Annotated in this window: 18 protein-coding genes and 1 tRNA gene; 12 read left to right on the top strand and 7 right to left on the bottom strand. The window is 72.9% G+C overall.

All coding sequences use genetic code 11. The annotated features are described in order from the left end of the window. Window positions 1–16: 16 nt before the first annotated feature. From IEZ06_RS12895 to IEZ06_RS12880, 4 genes are read right to left on the bottom strand one after another with little or no spacing between them, the layout of a single operon-like run. Window positions 17–943, bottom strand: coding sequence for a M56 family metallopeptidase (locus tag IEZ06_RS12895; RefSeq protein ID WP_189236927.1), 927 nt, complete (start codon window positions 941–943; stop codon window positions 17–19). Further along, window positions 940–1,296, bottom strand: coding sequence for a BlaI/MecI/CopY family transcriptional regulator (locus IEZ06_RS12890; protein WP_084008187.1), 357 nt, complete (start codon window positions 1,294–1,296; stop codon window positions 940–942). Before IEZ06_RS12890 ends, IEZ06_RS12895 begins: the two co-directional genes overlap by 4 nt. 36 nt (window positions 1,297–1,332) lie before the next feature. Beyond that, entirely contained in the window at window positions 1,333–2,142 is an 810-nt protein-coding gene (locus IEZ06_RS12885; RefSeq protein ID WP_189236926.1) for a class I SAM-dependent methyltransferase, read from the bottom strand. Between the two features lie 4 nt (window positions 2,143–2,146). Next, the gene (locus IEZ06_RS12880) at window positions 2,147–2,890 is read right to left on the bottom strand and encodes an SDR family oxidoreductase (protein ID WP_189236925.1); all 744 of its coding nucleotides are present in this window, start codon (window positions 2,888–2,890) and stop codon (window positions 2,147–2,149) included. Between the two features lie 154 nt (window positions 2,891–3,044). Between IEZ06_RS12880 and mshA the strand changes: the two genes are divergently transcribed. The 3 genes from mshA (at window position 3,045) to IEZ06_RS12865 (ending at window position 5,809) form a co-directional block, all read left to right on the top strand. Continuing rightward, entirely contained in the window at window positions 3,045–4,286 is a 1,242-nt protein-coding gene (gene mshA / locus IEZ06_RS12875; RefSeq protein WP_229798077.1) for a D-inositol-3-phosphate glycosyltransferase, read from the top strand. 142 nt (window positions 4,287–4,428) lie between these two features. Continuing rightward, complete coding sequence (locus IEZ06_RS12870) at window positions 4,429–4,908, top strand: type III secretion system chaperone family protein (protein ID WP_189236924.1); 480 nt, start codon at window positions 4,429–4,431, stop codon at window positions 4,906–4,908. A 157-nt stretch (window positions 4,909–5,065) separates the two neighbouring features. After that, entirely contained in the window at window positions 5,066–5,809 is a 744-nt protein-coding gene (locus IEZ06_RS12865) for a phosphoglyceromutase (protein WP_189236923.1), read from the top strand. A 136-nt stretch (window positions 5,810–5,945) separates the two neighbouring features. Here the strand turns inward: IEZ06_RS12865 and phoU are convergent, their stop codons facing one another. Next, window positions 5,946–6,608 carry a phosphate signaling complex protein PhoU gene (phoU, locus tag IEZ06_RS12860; protein ID WP_189236922.1) on the bottom strand — a complete coding sequence of 221 codons (663 nt, stop codon included), beginning with the start codon at window positions 6,606–6,608 and terminating at the stop codon, window positions 5,946–5,948. 158 nt (window positions 6,609–6,766) lie between these two features. Here phoU and IEZ06_RS12855 point away from each other — a divergent pair, with 158 nt between their 5' ends. Continuing rightward, a complete protein-coding gene (locus tag IEZ06_RS12855; RefSeq protein ID WP_189237062.1) occupies window positions 6,767–7,942 on the top strand; it encodes a sensor histidine kinase in 1,176 nt (391 codons plus the stop codon). After that, window positions 7,939–8,628: a response regulator gene (locus tag IEZ06_RS12850; RefSeq protein WP_068896462.1), complete on the top strand. Its 690-nt coding sequence runs from the start codon at window positions 7,939–7,941 to the stop codon at window positions 8,626–8,628. The genes IEZ06_RS12855 and IEZ06_RS12850 overlap by 4 nt, the downstream gene beginning before the upstream one ends. Window positions 8,629–8,856: 228 nt before the next feature. Here the strand turns inward: IEZ06_RS12850 and IEZ06_RS12845 are convergent, their stop codons facing one another. After that, window positions 8,857–9,444, bottom strand: a complete 588-nt coding sequence (locus IEZ06_RS12845) for a copper chaperone PCu(A)C domain-containing protein (RefSeq protein WP_189236921.1) — start codon at window positions 9,442–9,444, stop codon at window positions 8,857–8,859. A 261-nt stretch (window positions 9,445–9,705) separates the two neighbouring features. Here IEZ06_RS12845 and IEZ06_RS12840 point away from each other — a divergent pair, with 261 nt between their 5' ends. From IEZ06_RS12840 to IEZ06_RS12825, 4 genes are all read left to right on the top strand, one after another. Then, window positions 9,706–10,188, top strand: coding sequence for a CarD family transcriptional regulator (locus IEZ06_RS12840; protein WP_012887713.1), 483 nt, complete (start codon window positions 9,706–9,708; stop codon window positions 10,186–10,188). A gap of 17 nt (window positions 10,189–10,205) precedes the next feature. Next, a complete protein-coding gene (gene ispF, locus IEZ06_RS12835; RefSeq protein WP_068896464.1) occupies window positions 10,206–10,685 on the top strand; it encodes a 2-C-methyl-D-erythritol 2,4-cyclodiphosphate synthase in 480 nt (159 codons plus the stop codon). A gap of 176 nt (window positions 10,686–10,861) precedes the next feature. Beyond that, window positions 10,862–11,149 (top strand): GlsB/YeaQ/YmgE family stress response membrane protein, encoded by a 288-nt coding sequence (locus IEZ06_RS12830; RefSeq protein ID WP_189236920.1) that lies wholly within the window; start codon window positions 10,862–10,864, stop codon window positions 11,147–11,149. Window positions 11,150–11,245: 96 nt separating this feature from the next. Then, window positions 11,246–11,512: a GlsB/YeaQ/YmgE family stress response membrane protein gene (locus IEZ06_RS12825; RefSeq protein WP_068896465.1), complete on the top strand. Its 267-nt coding sequence runs from the start codon at window positions 11,246–11,248 to the stop codon at window positions 11,510–11,512. 211 nt (window positions 11,513–11,723) lie between these two features. Here IEZ06_RS12825 and IEZ06_RS12820 read toward each other — a convergent pair whose 3' ends face one another. Further along, on the bottom strand, window positions 11,724–13,208 hold the full coding sequence (locus IEZ06_RS12820) for a DUF2637 domain-containing protein (RefSeq protein ID WP_189236919.1): 1,485 nt from the start codon (window positions 13,206–13,208) through the stop codon (window positions 11,724–11,726). A gap of 182 nt (window positions 13,209–13,390) precedes the next feature. On the opposite strand from IEZ06_RS12820, the gene cysS reads away from it, so the two are divergent. The 3 genes from cysS (at window position 13,391) to IEZ06_RS12805 (ending at window position 16,134) form a co-directional block, all read left to right on the top strand. Then, entirely contained in the window at window positions 13,391–14,788 is a 1,398-nt protein-coding gene (gene cysS / locus IEZ06_RS12815) for a cysteine--tRNA ligase (protein ID WP_189236918.1), read from the top strand. Window positions 14,789–15,015: 227 nt separating this feature from the next. Next, window positions 15,016–15,987 carry a 23S rRNA (guanosine(2251)-2'-O)-methyltransferase RlmB gene (rlmB, locus tag IEZ06_RS12810; RefSeq protein ID WP_189236917.1) on the top strand — a complete coding sequence of 324 codons (972 nt, stop codon included), beginning with the start codon at window positions 15,016–15,018 and terminating at the stop codon, window positions 15,985–15,987. 74 nt (window positions 15,988–16,061) lie between these two features. Next, window positions 16,062–16,134: transfer RNA gene (locus tag IEZ06_RS12805), tRNA-Thr, on the top strand. Window positions 16,135–16,163 lie beyond the last annotated feature (29 nt).

The raw sequence follows: 16,163 nt of genomic DNA, 5'->3' as shown, positions 1-16,163 counted from the left end.
GTCATCGGCGCCCTGATCAGTGGGGGACCAGCCAGAGCAGCGGTGCGGAGGCGGTCAACGTGACGGAGAACACCACGACGCCGTAGCGGACCCGGCGGGGGAGCCGGGGGCCCGGCGAGACCAGGCGCTGGACCCGGGCCATCACGGCGGAGGAGGGGCTCACGGCGCCCAGGGCCCCGTGCGGAGCGGGCACGGCGCCGGCCGTGCCGAACCGGAGCAGGGCGGTGGCCAGGCGGCGCGGCGAGCAGGAACGCCGGGCGGCGTCGTCGGCGGCCATCTCCACCAGCAGGGCCACCTCGTGCTGGGCGTCCCGCACCGTGCGGGACCAGGGCAGCGCCCGGCGCAGCGCGGCGAACGGGAGCAGGACCAGGTCGTGCCGCTCGCGCACGTGGGCGCTCTCGTGCGCCAGGACGGCGTGCAGCTCGTCCGGGGAGAGCAGCTTCAGCGCGCCCTCGCTCACCACGACCTGGGAGCGCAGGCCGGGCACGCAGTAGGCGGTCGCGCCCGGGTGGTCGACCACGTGCACGCCGGGGACCCCGGGGTCCTCGCGGGCGATGAGGGTCAGCAGCGTGCGGTGGCGGCGGCGGGCGCGGAACGTCTGCAGGCCCGCGGCCAGCAGCACCACGACCAGCACGGTGAACGCGGTCAGCCCGGCGATGAGGGCGAAGATCCTCGGCAGGTCGTACGGCCCGCGCGGGCCGTACCCGCCCTCGACGGCCGAGAGGGCGAAGGCGCCCAGGCCGTGCAGCACGCCCCGGCCGTAGGGCTCCAGGGCGTAGGCGAGCAGTGCCCCGGTGCCGGCCAGGCCCCAGGTCACCCCCAGCGCCTGCCACAGGACGATGGCCACGTGCGGGGCGCGGTAGGTCCACCGCGCCCGGACCAGCCGCCAGGCTCCGACCGTGCAGACCGAGGCGAGGAACGCCAGGGCTGCCGCGGTGATCACTCGTCCTCCAGCTCCGTCAGGGCTCTGCGCAGGATCTCGGCTTCGGATCCGGAGACGGCCTGGGCGAAACGGGTGAGAGCGGCCGACCGGTCCCCGGTCATGTCGAGAGCCTCCAGCATAAGCTCCGCGACGTAGGCGTCGCGGCTCGCCGCGGCCGCGTAGCGCCACGCGCGCCCGTCCCGGGTGCGGATGAGGAAGCCCTTGCGGGTCAGCCTGTCGAGCACGGTCATCACCGTCGTGGGCGCGAGGTCCCGCTCCTCGATGAGGCGTCCCACCTCGCGGGCCGTCACCGCGGACGGCTGCGCCCAGATGATGTCCATGATGCTGCGTTCAAGCTCACCGAGACCTTTCACGTGAACAAGCCTAACCCCGCACCACGTCGGGTAGTACTACGGGCTGTCGAGCGGGGCGACGGCCGCCCACGGCACGGTGACCTCGCCGAGCCGCCAGCGGGACCGGCCGCCGAGCGGGGGGCGGAGGAAGACCGGCCAGGCGGCGGAGAGCGCCTCCACCGAGGCGATCCAGCGCTGGCGCGCGCCGTACGGGGCGAGCGGGGCGCTGACCGCCCAGGCGTGGTCGAAGTCCCGCAGGAAGGCGTGGACCGGCTCGCCCGGCACGTTGCGGTGGATGAGCGCCTTGGGCAGGCGCTCGGCCAGGTCCGAGGGGCGCTCGAAGGCGTCGAACCGGGCCGACAGGGTGAGCGTCCGGGGTCCGGAGGCGTCCAGGGCGGCCCAGACGGCGCGGTGCCCGACCTCCGAGCAGGTACCCTCGACGATCATCCCGTCCGGGTCGATCCCGGACCTGAGCAGGTCCCAGTGCTCCCAGGCCTCCGCCTCGCCGTACTGCCGCAGCACGTTGAAGGCCCGCACCAGCAGCGGCGGCCGGGCCACCGGCAGCTCGAAGCCGCCCAGCCGGAACTCTAGGCCCGGGCGCTCGTACGGCCGGGCGGCGGCCACCCGGGCCGGGTCGATCTCGATCCCGGTGACCTCGACGTCCGGGCGGACCCGGCGCAGCCGCAGGAACAGCTCCAGCGTCGTGGTGTGCGAGGCCCCGTAGCCGAGGTCCACGACCAGCGGCCGGCGGGCGGAGCGGAGCATCGGCCCGCAGACCGCGGCGATCCAGCGGTCGGAGCGCCGCAGCCGGTTGCAACCGGTCGTGCCGCGGGTGATCGCACCGACCGGTCTCCTCGGGCGCGCCACCGGATCAGGGGGCGACGCGGTGGATCTTGTGCTGGGCGGCCTGCGCGCGCGGGCGGATGACCAGCCGGTCGATGTTCACGTGCCACGGGCGGGTGACGCACCAGGCCACGGCGTCGGCCACGTCGTCGGCCGAGAGCGGGCCGGGCACGCCCTCGTAGACCTTCCCGGCCCGCTCGGCGTCGCCGCGGAAGCGGGTCAGTGAGAACTCCTCGGTGTGGACCATGCCGGGGGCGATCTCGACGATCCGGACCGGCTCGCCGCACAGCTCCAGCCGGAGCACCTCGGTCATCGAGGTCTGCGCGTGCTTGGCCGCGTTGTAGCCGCCGCCGCCCTCGTAGGAGACCAGCCCCGCCACCGAGGTCAGCATCACCAGCACGCCGTCGCCGGAGGCGACCAGTTTCGGCAGCAGGGCCTGGGTGACCCGGAGCGAGCCGAGCACGTTGACGTCGTACATCCGCTGCCAGTCGGCCGGGTCCCCGGAGGCCACCGGCTCCAGTCCGATCGCGCCCCCGGCGTTGTTGACCAGCACGTCGCAGCGGTCCAGGGAGGCGGCCAGCTCCGCCACCGACTCGGGGGAGGTCACGTCCAGGGTCACCGGGCGGATCCCCGGGACCTCGGCGGCCAGCTCGTCCAGCCGGTCCCGGCGGCGGGCCGCCGCCACCACGTCGAAGCCCTCCCGGGCCAGCCGGCGGGCCGTCGCCGCGCCGATGCCGCTGCTGGCCCCCGTCACCACAGCCGTCTTCTTCATGACCAGCCATCCTGCCAGCACCGCCGGACGCCGCCCTGCGCGGCCCGGTATGTCCGGAGACTGTGGGAATGCCGGGAAGATATGCGAGGTTATATCCGTCTCGGAGGTGGTGTCGGTGAGGCGACGACGGGTCAACCGGGTCGCGACGATCAGCATGCACACGTCCCCCCTGGACCAGCCGGGGACCGGAGACGCGGGCGGGATGAACGTCTACATCGTGGAGGCGGCCAAGCGCCTGGCCGAGCTGGGCGTCGAGGTGGAGATCTTCACCCGGCAGACGGCCCGGGACCTGCCGCCGGTCGCCGAGATCGTCCCCGGTGTCTCGGTCAGGCACGTCACCGCGGGGCCGTACGAGGAGCTCGACAAGGGCGACCTGCCCGGCCAGCTCTGCGCCTTCCTGTCCGGCGTGCTGCGCACCGAGGCGATGTACGACCCGGGCCGCTACGACGTCATCCACTCCCACTACTGGCTCTCCGGCCAGGTGGGCTGGCTGGCCAAGGAGCGCTGGGGCGTGCCGCTGGTGCACACCATGCACACCATGGCGAAGGTCAAGAACCTCCTGCTCGCCGAGGACGACCGGCCCGAGCCCACCGCCCGCGTGCTGGGCGAGGAGCAGGTCGTCGACGTCGCCGACCGCCTGGTGGCCAACACGCCGACCGAGGCCGCGGAACTCGTCGAGCTGTACGGCGCCGCCCCCGGCCGCGTCGAGGTCGTCAACCCCGGCGTGAACCTCACCGTCTTCCGGCCCGGCCCCCGCGGTGCGGCCCGCCGCCGGCTGGGCGTCCCGCACGACGCCCTCATGCTGCTGTTCGTGGGCCGGGTGCAGCCGCTCAAGGCCCCGGACGTGCTGCTGCGCGCCGCGGCCCGGATGCTCGTCGACGACCCCTCGCTCCGGTCGCGGCTCGTCGTCGCCTGCGTCGGCGGGCCCAGCGGCAACGGCCTGGCCCGCCCCTCCCACCTGGCCGACCTGGCCGCGCAGCTCGGCATCGCGGACGTGGTCAGGATCGTGCCCCCGGCCCCCCAGCACGAGCTGGCCGACTGGTACCGCGCCGCCGACGTGACCGTCGTGCCCTCGCACAGCGAGTCCTTCGGCCTGGTCGCGCTGGAGTCGCAGGCGTGCGGCACGCCGGTCGCCGCGGCCTCCGTGGGCGGGCTGCGCACCGCCGTGCGCGACGGCGTGTCGGGAGTGCTCGTGGAGGGGCACGACCCGCACGACTGGGCCCACGTCCTCGGCCGGTTCGTGCGCCTGCCGGCCTGGCGCGACGAGCTGTCCGCGGGCGCGGTCGCCCAGGCCGCCGCCTTCGGCTGGTCGGCCACCGCGGCCCGGCTCGCGGAGGTCTACGCCGGAGCCATGGCGCACCTGCACCGCGCCCCGGTGGCGGTGCCCTGTTCGTAGGACGGGCCGGGTCCGGGTGGCGGTGCCCTGCTCGTAGGACGGGCCGGGTCCGGGTGGCGGTGCCCTGCGCGTGGAACGGGCCGGGTCCGGGTGGCGGTGCCCTGCGCGTGGAACGGGCCGGCGCGCTCGTAGGGTGGGGTCCATGCGCGAAGTGATCGAGGCGGCGCTCAAGGGCGCCGAGGTCTCCTTCGAGGAGCCCAGGCCGGGCGCCTTCCTGGTGAGGCTGCCCGGCCAGCACAAGCTCGCCACCATGACCTGGCTGATCGTCGGCGACCAGGCGCTGCACGTCGAGGCGTTCTTCTGCCGCCAGCCCGACGAGAACCACGCCGAGTTCTACCGCTGGCTGCTCACCAAGAACGGCTCCATGTACGGCGTGCACTTCGCCCTGGACCCGGTCGGCGACGTCTACCTGGTGGGGCGGATCGCCCTGCCGGCGATCTCGGAGGAGGAGATCGACCGGCTGCTCGGCTGCGTGCTCACCTACTCCGACGAGGGCTTCGACCGCGCGCTGGAGCTGGGCTTCGCCTCCTCCATCCGCAAGGAGTGGGAGTGGCGGGCCAAGCGGGGGGAGTCCCTGGCCAACCTGCAGGCGTTCGCCCGGTTCGCCGACCCGGACCGCTGAAGCGCCCGGCACGGCCGGTGCGGGACGGGCGGCGCACCGGCGCGCGCGGCCCGGCACGCACGGCCTGGGGCGGGTGGTGCGCGGCGGGCCGGTGGTCTCCACCGCACCGGCCGGTGCGGCGGGCCGGTGATCCGCGCCTCTGACTAAGCTTGGCCGCATGGCGACTTTGGTGCTGCTGCGGCACGGTGAGAGCGAGTGGAACGCCAAGGGTCTGTTCACCGGCTGGGTGGACGCGGGACTCTCGGCCAAGGGCGAGGAGGAGGCACGGCGCGGCGGGCGCCTGCTGCTGGAGGCCGGGGTGCGGCCCGACGTGGTGCACACCTCGCTGCTGAGCCGGGCGATCCAGACGGCGAACCTCGCGCTGGGCGCGGCCGACCTGCTCTGGCTGCCGGTCACCCGGTCGTGGCGGCTCAACGAGCGCCACTACGGCGCGCTCCAGGGCAAGAACAAGGCGCAGACGCGCGAGGAGTTCGGTGACGAGCAGTTCATGCTCTGGCGCCGCTCCTACGACGTCCCCCCGCCGCCGATCGCCGACGACGACGAGTACTCCCAGGCCGGCGACGCCCGCTACGCGCTCCTGCCCGGCGAGCTGATGCCGCGGACCGAGTGCCTCAAGGACGTCGTCGAGCGCATGCTGCCGTACTGGTACGACCAGATCGTGCCGGACCTGGCGGCGGGCCGGAGCGTCCTGGTCGTGGCGCACGGCAACTCGCTCCGCGCGCTGGTCAAGCACCTGGACGGGATCGGCGACGACGAGATCGCCGGGCTCAACATCCCCACCGGCATCCCGCTCCGCTACGAGCTGGACGCCGACTTCCGGCCGCTCGCCAAGGGCGGCCTCTACCTCGACCCGGACGCGGCCGAGGCCGCCATCCAGGCCGTGGCCAACCAGGGCAGGTGAGGCGCCGTCCCGGGCCGCGCGGCCCGGGACGGCCGGTGACGCGAAAGGGGCCCGCTCGTCCGAGCGGGCCCCTTTCGCGATCCCGTTCCGCTCCGGCCCTCCGGCCTTCCCGGGACCGGGCGGACGCGGTCCCGGGTCAGTCGGTGACGCTGATCTCGTGGGGACGGGAGCCGGTGACCAGGTAGACGACGTCTCGGGCGACGCGGACCGCGTGGTCGGCGTAGCGCTCGTAGTAGCGGCCGATCAGCGTCACGTCGATCGCCGGCTCGACCCCGTGCTGCCAGGTGGGCTTCATGAGGGTCTTGAACAGCTTGCGGTGCAGCCTGTCCATGGCGTCGTCGTCGTGCTCCAGCTCCAGCGCCGACTCCACGTCGCGTGAGGCGATGCAGCCGCCGGTCTTGGTGACCAGGCGCTCGGCGATCTGGCCCATCTCCAGGATGGTCGCGCGCAGCTCCGGCGGGATCGCCGAGTCCGGGTGGCGCAGCCGTGCGACCTTGGCCACGTGCTGGGCCAGGTCGCCCATCCGCTCCAGGTCGGTGCCCATGCGCAGGGCCGTGATGACCATCCGCAGGTCCACGGCCACCGGCTGCTGCCGGGCCATCAGATCGAAGATCGTCGCTTCGATCTCCGCGAAGAGCCGGTCGACCTCCGTGTCCTGGGAGATGACGGTCTCGGCGAGCTGGAGGTCGGAGTCGAGCAGGGCGGTGGTGGCCCGGGAGATCGCCGACCTCACCAGCCGGGTCATCTCGACCAGTTTGCCGGTGAGGGAGTCGAGTTCTTCGTGGTAGGCGTCGCGCATGGCCTCACCGTACGGGCGCGTCCGTGAACGAACCCCGACCGGCGGGTGAACTTTGCGGGAAGGAGGGCGGCACCGCCCTCCCGGGCCGTCCTGAGGGGGGAGTGGCGCGCCTACCATCGAGGACGTGAAGCCGACAGGAGGACCACGTGAGTGAGCTGATGGCGAGCCTGGCCGTACTGGCCGGGTTCGTCGTGGGAGCGCTGGCCGTGATGGCCGTCCGCCCGGTCACGGGGCGGCAGCGGGCGGTGGCGCCGATCGACGACCTCCAGCCCGGCGGGCTGCCCCAGGGCGTCGCCTCCGTGCTGGCGGTCCTGCCGTCCTCGGCGGTCGTGCTCGACCGGGAGGACCGGGTGCTGCGGGCCAGCTCCGCCGCCCGGGCCTTCGGCCTGGTCAAGGGGGACCGCCTGATGGCGGCCGAGCTGCTCGCGCTGGCCAGGCAGGTGCGCAGGGACGGCGAGATCCGCGAGAGCGAGATCGAGGTGGCGGGGCACAAGTTCGGCCAGGAGGCGACCAACTTCGCGGTCCGCGTCGCCCCGCTCGGGCCGTACGGCCAGGTCCTGGTGCTCGCCGAGGACCAGACCGAGCACCACCGCGTCGAGGCGGTGCGCCGCGACTTCGTGGCCAACGTCAGCCACGAGCTGAAGACGCCGGTCGGCGCGCTGAGCCTGCTGGCCGAGACCATCCAGGACGCCGCCGACGACCCCGAGGCGGTCACCCGCTTCGCCGGGCGCATGCAGCACGAGGCCGCGCGGCTCACCTATCTCGTCCAGGACCTCATCACGCTCTCCCGGATCCAGGGCGCCGAGCCCGTCCCGACCCCCTGCCCGGTCCCGGTCGACGAGGCCGTGCACGACGCCGTCGACCGCTGCAACACCACGGCGGCGGCCAAGGACATCACCCTGGTGGCCGGCGGAGTCGAGGGCCTGCAGATCTGGGGGGACGAGGAACTCCTCGTCACCGCGCTGCGCAACCTCATCGACAACGCGGTGGCCTACAGCCCCGAGCACACCCGGGTCGTGATCAGCGCCCGGCCGGCGGGCGACTCGGTCGAGATCAGCGTGAGCGACCAGGGCATCGGCATCCCGGAGAGCGCCCAGGAGCGGATCTTCGAGCGGTTCTTCCGGGTCGACACCGCCCGCTCGCGCGCCACCGGCGGCACCGGGCTCGGGCTCGCCATCGTCAAGCACGTCGCCGCCGCCCACAACGGCGCGATCACGGTGTGGAGCAAGGAAGGCTCCGGCTCCACGTTCACCCTCCGCCTGCCCGCCCTCGGCGGCGTGGCGGTCCCCGCAACACCCGACATCGGCACCATCCCCCTGGAGGCCTCGAAGTGACCCGCGTGCTCATCGTCGAGGACGAGGAGTCGTTCTCCGACGCCCTGTCCTACATGCTGCGCAAGGAGGGGTTCGAGGTCGCCGTGGCGGCCACCGGCCCCGAGGCGCTGGAGACCTTCGACCGGGGCGGCGCCGACCTGGTCCTGCTCGACCTGATGCTCCCCGGCCTGCCCGGCACCGAGGTCTGCCGGTCCCTGCGGCAGCGCTCCAACGTGCCGGTGATCATGCTGACCGCCAAGGACAGCGAGATCGACAAGGTCGTCGGGCTGGAGCTGGGCGCCGACGACTACGTGACCAAGCCCTTCTCCTCCCGCGAGCTGGTGGCCCGCATCCGCGCGGTGCTGCGCCGCCAGGGCGACGTGGACGAGCCGGAGTCGTCGGTGCTCACCGTCGGGCCGGTGCGGATGGACGTGGACCGGCACGTCGTCGCCGTCCGGGGCGAGGCGGTCCAGCTCCCGCTGAAGGAGTTCGAGCTGCTGGAGGTGCTGCTGCGCAACGCCGGCCTGGTGCTCACCAGGGGCCAGCTCATCGACCGCGTCTGGGGCACCGACTACGTGGGCGACACCAAGACCCTGGACGTCCACGTCAAGCGCCTGCGGGCCAAGGTGGAGGCCGACCCCTCCAGCCCGCGCTGCATCCTCACCGTGCGCGGTCTGGGCTACAAGTTCGACCCCGTGGAGGAGTGACCCGCGGGGCTTCGCGCCCGCGTGCGACGTCGAGGGGGGTACGGCTCGCGGAGCCGTACCCCCTCGACGCGCGGTGCCGGTGACCGCGTCCGCCACGCCGGCGCGGTGAGGCCGTGCGGGTCCGATGGGCGGGTGACGCGACCCGGGGCGGATCCGGTGAGCCGGTGGCATGAGCCCGTGCGGGCTCCGACCGCGCTCAGCGGCCCCGTGGCCCAGAGGCCCGGTGGCTCAGTGGTCGCCCTCGCCGTGCTCCGCGGTGGCGGACGGCGTCGGGGTCGGCGTGGGGGCGGCGGAGGCGCCCTGCGCGGGGGGCAGGGTCGCGAACTCGCGGCTCCGGGTGACCACCGGGATCCGCAGCGGGACGATGCCGGCCTTCTCGAACTGCAGCTGCACCTGGATCTCCTCGCCGCCCCTGAGCGGCTTCTTCAGCTGCTCGATGACGATCGAGGGCGCGGGCCTGCCGACGACGGCGGCCTGCTTGCCTCCGGCCGGGAGCGGAACGGGCGCGGGGACCTTGGCGGTGCCGAGCGCGGGGTCCACGCCCACGCCGACGAGCTGGTCCGGCTGACCGGTGGTGTTGACCATGTACAGGTAGAGCGGGGTGCTGGCGCCGGCGGGCAGGGTCCCGCCGGAGTCCGGGCCGAGGAGGAAGGCCTGGGTGATGTCCAGCCCCTTGACCTTGACACTCGTGGCCTCGGTCGGCGCGTAGGGCTGGCTGGTGATCGCGTCGAATCCGGCGCCGCAGCCGGCCAGCGCCGGAGCGGCTGCGAGGAACGCGGCGGCGGCGATCGCCCGGTGACGGCTGTTGCGGGTCACGGTGCGGGTTCTCCTTGTCACACTAGAGATAGGGCAGCGCCAACCTTATCCGTCCGCTTTCCCGGGTTTTCCGGCGGCCTGGTGGATCGCGGGCATCGGGGGCGTGCAGGTCATGAGTGCTTTTCCAACCCTTGATTCACACAGTCGGACGCTTGTCAAGGCTTAAAACGCGGCTTTGACCTGCAGTTATGGTGATTTCACTGTTCCGGGAGCCTGTGGATACGTGGTACTCTGGAGTACAGCGGAAGGGGTACTTGTCACATGACTTTCCAGGTCGGCGACACTGTCGTCTACCCCCACCACGGGGCTGCTCGGATCGAGGCGATCACGACTCGGACCATCAAGGGCGAAGAAAGGACCTACCTGGTTCTGAAGGTCGACAAGGGCGACCTCACCGTCCAGGTTCCAGCCGACAACGCCGAGCTCGTCGGAGTTCGCGACGTCGTCGGCCAGGAGGGCCTTGAGCGCGTCTTCGACGTGCTCCGCATGCCTCACACCGAGGAGCCCACCAACTGGTCCCGCCGCTACAAGGCCAACCTCGAGAAGCTGGCGTCCGGTGACGTCAACAAGGTGGCCGAGGTCGTCCGCGACCTGTGGCGTCGAGACAAGGAGCGCGGACTCTCCGCAGGAGAGAAGCGCATGCTCGCCAAGGCGCGGCAGATCCTGGTCAGCGAGCTGGCTCTCGCGGAGAAGACCAACGAGGACAAGGCCGAGGCCCTGCTCGACGAGGTTCTCAACTCCTGAACACGACATTTCCACGGGTGGGCGTCGGGGTCGACGTCCACCCGTTCGCATCCGGGCGCGAGTTGCACCTCGCGGGTCTGCACTGGCCGGGCGAGACGGGCCTGGCCGGGCACTCCGACGGTGACGCCGCGGCCCACGCCGCCTGCGACGCGCTGCTGTCCGCGGCCGGTCTCGGTGATCTCGGCGGTCTCTTCGGCACGTCCGATCCCCGGTGGGCCGGTGCCTCCGGGGCCTCCCTGCTGGAGGAGACCGCCAGGCAGGTCCGGGCCGCCGGGTTCGAGATCGGCAACGTGGCCGTCCAGGTGGTCGGAAACCGCCCCAAGCTGGCGCCGCGCCGTACCGAGGCCGAGAAGGCCCTCAGCGCGGCCGTGGGCGCGCCGGTGAGCGTCAGCGCCACCACGACCGACGGGCTGGGGCTCACGGGCCGCGGAGAGGGAGTGGCGGCGATCGCCACCGCGATCGTGGTGAACCTGAACGGCGGGCCGCGCGTCCTGTAATGCGGAGCGCGTGAGCGTTCGTCGCGTTCCGGCGGGTGGCGCGGAAAACCCTCCGGAACCCCTGCGGGGCGGCCCGTTTCCTGGCGCGGTACGGGTCGCCTCTTTTTCTTCGGATAATCCCGTATGTCCTGGGTAGGCCTCCAATGACCGTGTCCCGTCACAGGGGGGAGCTGGACATGCTTTGGTCGATCATCAGCGCGATCGTGATCGGAGCCATTGTGGGCGCGCTCGCGCGTCTCATCATTCCGGGCAGGCAGGGCATCAGCATGGCGCTGACGCTCATCGTGGGAATCGCCGCCGCGCTCATCGGAACGCTCATCGCAGGCGCGCTGGGCATCGCGAACACCGGGGGGATCGACTGGTGGGAGCACATCCTCCAGCTCGCTCTGGCGGTGGTGGGGGTGCTGCTCGTCACGCAGATGCGTCCCGGCAAGACCCATCCGGGAGGAACCACCCGGACCTGATCCGGCAGGAATTTTATATTTCCAGGAGTAATCCTGGAGTACGGGGTAGCCCTCTTTCCGTGAGAGTGAAGGTCTCACCCTCACGGGGAGGTTGATATGACTATCGCATCCATTCTCGGGGCCATCGTCATCGGCGCCGTCATCGGCGCAATCGGTCGTCTCCTGCTTCCTGGCCGACAGGCGATCGGATGGGTCCTGACCATTGTCGTCGGTATCGTCGCCGCACTGATCGGTACCGCGATCGCCCAGTCGCTGGGCGTCGCCACCACCGACGGCATCGACTGGATCGAGCTCGTCATGCAGGTCGTCCTGGCCGTCGTCGGTGTCGGCCTGGTCGCGGGGCTCCGCCGCTCCAGGGTCTGACAGCCGAGCGCACCTTCCCGGTGACCGGCCGCGGTCCGGACGGGCACCGTCCGCCCCGGAGACGCCCGCGGCATCAGGCTCGATGTCCTGGCTTCCGCGCAGAGACCCGCCCGGCGCCCACACGGCGCGCCGGGCGGGTCGCGGCCGTATGCGGGGCCGGCTCCCTTCACGGGCCCCGGAGCCGGCCCCGCACACGGCCGATCGGGGTGGTTCACCCCTCCGGGGGGACGGGGGTGCTGCGCATGCGGCCCGAGGGCGGTGCCGTGACCTCGTCCTCCTGAGGATCGGCGGCCTCGGCGCCGTGCGCCGGATCGGGGCCGAGATCGGGGTCGGAGTCGGGGGCGGGACCGGGGGCGGGTGAGCCGTCGTCCATCACGCGCATCGGCTGGGTGTCGGCGTCACGGCCGGCGGGGCCGCCGGGAACCGAGGGGGGCGCCTCCGGCCGGAGACCCGTCCCGGAGCCCTCCGCCTCCTCGTGCGGCGCGGCGGTCCAGGTCTCCACGCGCTCTCCGGTCCGGCCGCCCCCGGGCCTCCGGTCCTGTACGGCACCGCCTTCCGGATCGCGCACGGTGCCGTGTTCCGGATCCTGTACGGCATCGCGTTCCGGATCGCGTACGGCGCTGCGGGGAGGGTGCACGAGCAGGTCACCCGGGTGCGGGCGGACCAGGTCACCCCAGCGCACCGGCTTGTCCCGGGGGACGGGGGCCGGCTCCGGAGCCCCGGGAGCGGCCGTTTCCGACCGGGGCGCCGCGGAAGGGCCGGCGGGCCGGTCCGCGGACTCCTCCTCCACGCGCTCCGGGTCCTCCACGCGCTTCACGTCTTCCACGTGCTCCGGGTCCCCCGCACGGGCCGGCTCTCCCGCACCGGCCAGGTCTCTCATATGGTCCGGCTCTCCTTCGCCGCCGCGCTCTCCGGCGGGCCGGTCCTCCGCGGGGCCCGGTCCGGGCAGTTCGTCCACCTCCGGCGTCTCCGGGGCGGGCGTGGGCCCGACCACGGGCTCGGTGGACAGGTCGTGGAGCGGAACCGGGTCCAGCGGCGCGGACTCCAGGGGCGGGGCGGCCTGCGGGTCGAGCGGGGTCTCCACCGCCGGATGCGGGACCGGGCGGGCGGAAGGACGGTCCGCGGCCTCCGGCCCGGCCTCGGGGAACGGCACGATGTCGCCGTCCCGCTCCGGACCCGTCCGGTGGGCGTCCAGGGCGGCCCGCCGTACGTGGGCGTGCTTGATCAGCACGAGCCAGAGCCACAGGGCCACGGCCAGCATCGCCCAGGGCGCGACGGCGACCACGACGGCCGCCCGCCGTACGTCCACCGCCGTTCCGGCGGCCCTGACCACCTCGGCGGCGACCACGGCGGCGAACAGCAGGACCAGGACGGCCCCGGCCTGCAGGCGGATCGGCCAGCGCGCACCGCGCAGCAGCAGCACGCCGATCATGGTGATGACCAGGAGCGCGTCGAAGCCCGCCGGGTAGAGGTAGGACAGGTCGGCGCGGGCCCCGCCGGTGACGGCCAGGGCGCGCAGGGTCTCGAAGGACAGCACGCACGCCGTACCGGTCAGCGCGGCGACGCCGATCCCGGCGAGCGCGACGCCCGCGTGGCGCAGGGCTACGGCGGCCCGGCCGGGGGAGGCCGGAGCGGAGGACAGGGCAGAGGACGGGCGGGAGATCGGACCTGCCGCCGCGGGGGATTTCACGTCCATGGCCCTTCGACCCTACCGCGATCATGCCGTCGCGCCCCAGGCCTTCGGCACAGGCCGAACCGCGTTCTTCCTGGTCCGCAGAGGCCGGATGTCCCGAATGGCGCGGAGAGGACCGATGCGGTCGTGATTTCAACGTCGCGTAACCCGGCTTGCCGGGCGGGGGAAGGCGTTAGCCTTTTCTCGTGAGCCTGCGCCTTTACGACACCAGCACACGCACGGTCCGCGAATTCGTTCCGGTGGAGCCCGGCCGGGCGTCGATCTACCTGTGTGGCGCCACCGTGCAGGCCCCACCGCACATCGGCCACATCCGGTCCGGCGTCAACTTCGACGTGCTCCGCCGCTGGATGACCCGGTCCGGTTACGACGTCACCTTCTGCCGGAACGTCACCGACATCGACGACAAGATCATTCGAGTCGCCGCCCAGGAGGGCGTGCCCTGGTTCGTGGTCGCCGAGCGCAACCAGCGCGCCTTCACCTGGGCCTACCAGGTGCTCGGCTGCCTGCCGCCGACCGTCGAGCCGCGCGCCACCGGCCACGTCCCCGAGATGATCGAGCTCATGGAGCGGCTGATCGCCGCGGGCCACGCCTACGCCGCCGAAGGGGACGTCTACTTCGACGTGGTCTCCTACGCCGACCGGTACGGCTCGCTCTCCAACCAGAGGCTGGAGAACATGCGGGCGGCCGGCGACACCGACACCGACTCCTGCAAGCGCGACCCGCGAGACTTCGCCCTGTGGAAGGGGGAGAAGCCCGGCGAACCGACCTGGCCGACCCCGTGGGGCCGGGGCCGTCCCGGCTGGCACCTCGAATGCTCCGCGATGGCCACGAAGTACCTCGGGGCGACCTTCGACATCCACGGCGGCGGCGTCGACCTGATCTTCCCGCACCACGAGAACGAGCTGACCCAGTCGCAGGCCGCCGGGGACGGCTTCGCCCGCTACTGGATGCACAACGGCATGCTCAAGATCGGCGCGGAGAAGATGAGCAAGTCGCTCGGAAACTCCCTGCTGATCCCCGAGGTCACCAAGAAGGTCCGGCCGGTCGAGCTCCGCTACTACCTGGCCGCGCCGCACTACCGCTCGGCGATCGACTACTCCGAGGAGGCGCTGCTGGAGGCCGCCGCGGCCTATCAGCGCATCGAGGGCTTCGTCACCCGGGCGGCCGAGGTGATCCACGACGTGGACGCCGACGCCCCGCTGCCCCAGGCGTTCACCGACGCGCTCGACGACGATCTGGGCACGCCGCAGGCGCTGGCCGTGGTGCACGAGGTGGTCCGCGAGGGCAACGTCGCCCTGGCGCACGGGAACAAGGAGCAGGTGGCCCGGCTGCTGGCCGAGACGCAGAACATGCTCGACGTGCTCGGCCTCGACCCGCGCTCGGAGCAGTGGCGCTCCTCGGGCGGCGACTCCGGCCTGCGCGCGACCGTGGACGCCCTGGTCGCCGTGGCGCTGGAGCAGCGGCAGGCGGCCCGGGCCCGCAAGGACTTCGCCGCGGCCGACGCCATCCGCGACGGGCTCGCCCAGGCGGGCGTCGCCGTGGAGGACACCCCGCAGGGCCCCCGCTGGGAGCTGTCGAGGTAGCCCCGGGGGCGGTAGGTCCCCGGGGCCGGTTGCGACGCCGGTCCCGGACGCGGACGCGGGACCGGCGTCGGGGTCCCGGCCCGCTCCGCTCCCGCGTCGTCCCGTGTCGTCCCGTGTTCCGCTGTGCTGCCGCTCGCCGCTGTGCTGCCTCTGCGCCGCGCCGTCCGCGGCTCTCCCGTGGCCGCGGGCGGCGCGGGCTCGGCGGGGCAGGCCGTACGCTAGGGACCATGGCTGGTGGGGGTAGAGGGTCCGGGCGACCCGCGAAGAAGAAGAGTCCGACCAAGGGCACGGGCGGCAACGTCCGCCGTGGTCTGGAGGGCAGGGGCGCGACCCCGCCGGCGCACATGCGGCACTGGTACAAGGACAAGGCGCGCGCGGAGCGGCTGGAGCGCGAGGAGAAGACCGGCAGGTCCTCGTCGCAGCGTCCCGCCCCGGCCCGCACCCGGCGCAGCGAGGACGCGCCGGAGTACATCGGCGGCCGCAACCCGGTCCTGGAGGCGCTCCGGGCGGGAGTGCCCGCGAGCGCGCTCTACATCGCGCAGCGCATCGACAACGACGACCGGGTCAAGGAGTCGGTGCGCATCGCCGCCGACCGGGGCATCCCGATGCTGGAGGCCGGCCGGGAGAAGCTGGACCGGCTGACCGAGGGCGGCGTGCACCAGGGCGTGGCCCTGCAGATCCCCGCCTACGAGTACGCCCACCCCGAGGACCTGGTCCACGCGGCCCAGGACGCCGCCGAGGTGCCGCTGATCGTGGCCCTCGACAGCGTCACCGACCCGCGCAACCTCGGCGCCATCGCCCGTTCGGCCACCGCCTTCGGCGCCCACGGCCTGGTCGTGCCCTCCCGCCGCTCGGCGGGGGTGACCGCCGGAGCGTGGAAGACCTCGGCGGGCACGCTGGCCAACATGACCGTGGCCCGTGCCGCCAACCTCACCGCGACCCTGCGGGACTACCGCGAGGCGGGATTGTTCGTGATCGGCCTGGACGGCGAGGGCACGGTCGACGTCGGTGACGCCAACCTGCTCGACGGCCCTCTGGTCGTGGTCGTGGGCTCGGAGGGCAAGGGCCTGTCCCGCCTGGTCCGGGAGGCCTGTGACCTGGTCGTCCGCATCCCCATGAGCGCCGCGGCGGAGTCCCTCAACGCGGGCGTCGCCGCAGGCATCGCCCTGTACGAGGTGGCTCGCCACCGCAAGCGGTAGATTCCGCCCGCGGTTCGCGCCCGTTCCTCAGTGACGTCAGGGGCTCAGGCCGACTACACTCGTCAGGCGACCATGCCGACGTAGCTCAATCGGCAGAGCATCTGTCTTGTAAACAGAAGGTCAGGGGTTCGATTCCCCTCGTCGGCTCGTAAAGAGAAAGGCCCCTGAACAGGCGT

The sequence above is a fragment of the Planomonospora antibiotica genome (assembly GCF_014647955.1).
In the GTDB taxonomy this organism is placed as follows: Bacteria; Actinomycetota; Actinomycetes; order Streptosporangiales; family Streptosporangiaceae; genus Planomonospora; species Planomonospora parontospora.
Note: the sequence above shows the minus strand (reverse complement) of the source record. Positions and strands in the feature narration are given on the sequence as shown.

Bases quoted from the DNA above. Each gene is read 5' to 3' on its own strand.
- IEZ06_RS12825 (WP_068896465.1), top strand. From the start codon at position 11,246: ATGACTATCGCATCCATTCTCGGGGCCATCGTCATCGGCGCCGTCATC.
- IEZ06_RS12880 (WP_189236925.1), bottom strand. From the start codon at position 2,890: ATGAAGAAGACGGCTGTGGTGACGGGGGCCAGCAGCGGCATCGGCGCG.
- IEZ06_RS12870 (WP_189236924.1), top strand. From the start codon at position 4,429: ATGCGCGAAGTGATCGAGGCGGCGCTCAAGGGCGCCGAGGTCTCCTTC.
- IEZ06_RS12820 (WP_189236919.1), bottom strand. From the start codon at position 13,208: ATGGACGTGAAATCCCCCGCGGCGGCAGGTCCGATCTCCCGCCCGTCC.
- mshA (WP_229798077.1), top strand. From the start codon at position 3,045: ATGCACACGTCCCCCCTGGACCAGCCGGGGACCGGAGACGCGGGCGGG.
- rlmB (WP_189236917.1), top strand. From the start codon at position 15,016: ATGGCTGGTGGGGGTAGAGGGTCCGGGCGACCCGCGAAGAAGAAGAGT.
- IEZ06_RS12855 (WP_189237062.1), top strand. From the start codon at position 6,767: ATGGCGAGCCTGGCCGTACTGGCCGGGTTCGTCGTGGGAGCGCTGGCC.
- IEZ06_RS12830 (WP_189236920.1), top strand. From the start codon at position 10,862: ATGCTTTGGTCGATCATCAGCGCGATCGTGATCGGAGCCATTGTGGGC.
- IEZ06_RS12865 (WP_189236923.1), top strand. From the start codon at position 5,066: ATGGCGACTTTGGTGCTGCTGCGGCACGGTGAGAGCGAGTGGAACGCC.
- IEZ06_RS12840 (WP_012887713.1), top strand. From the start codon at position 9,706: ATGACTTTCCAGGTCGGCGACACTGTCGTCTACCCCCACCACGGGGCT.
- phoU (WP_189236922.1), bottom strand. From the start codon at position 6,608: ATGCGCGACGCCTACCACGAAGAACTCGACTCCCTCACCGGCAAACTG.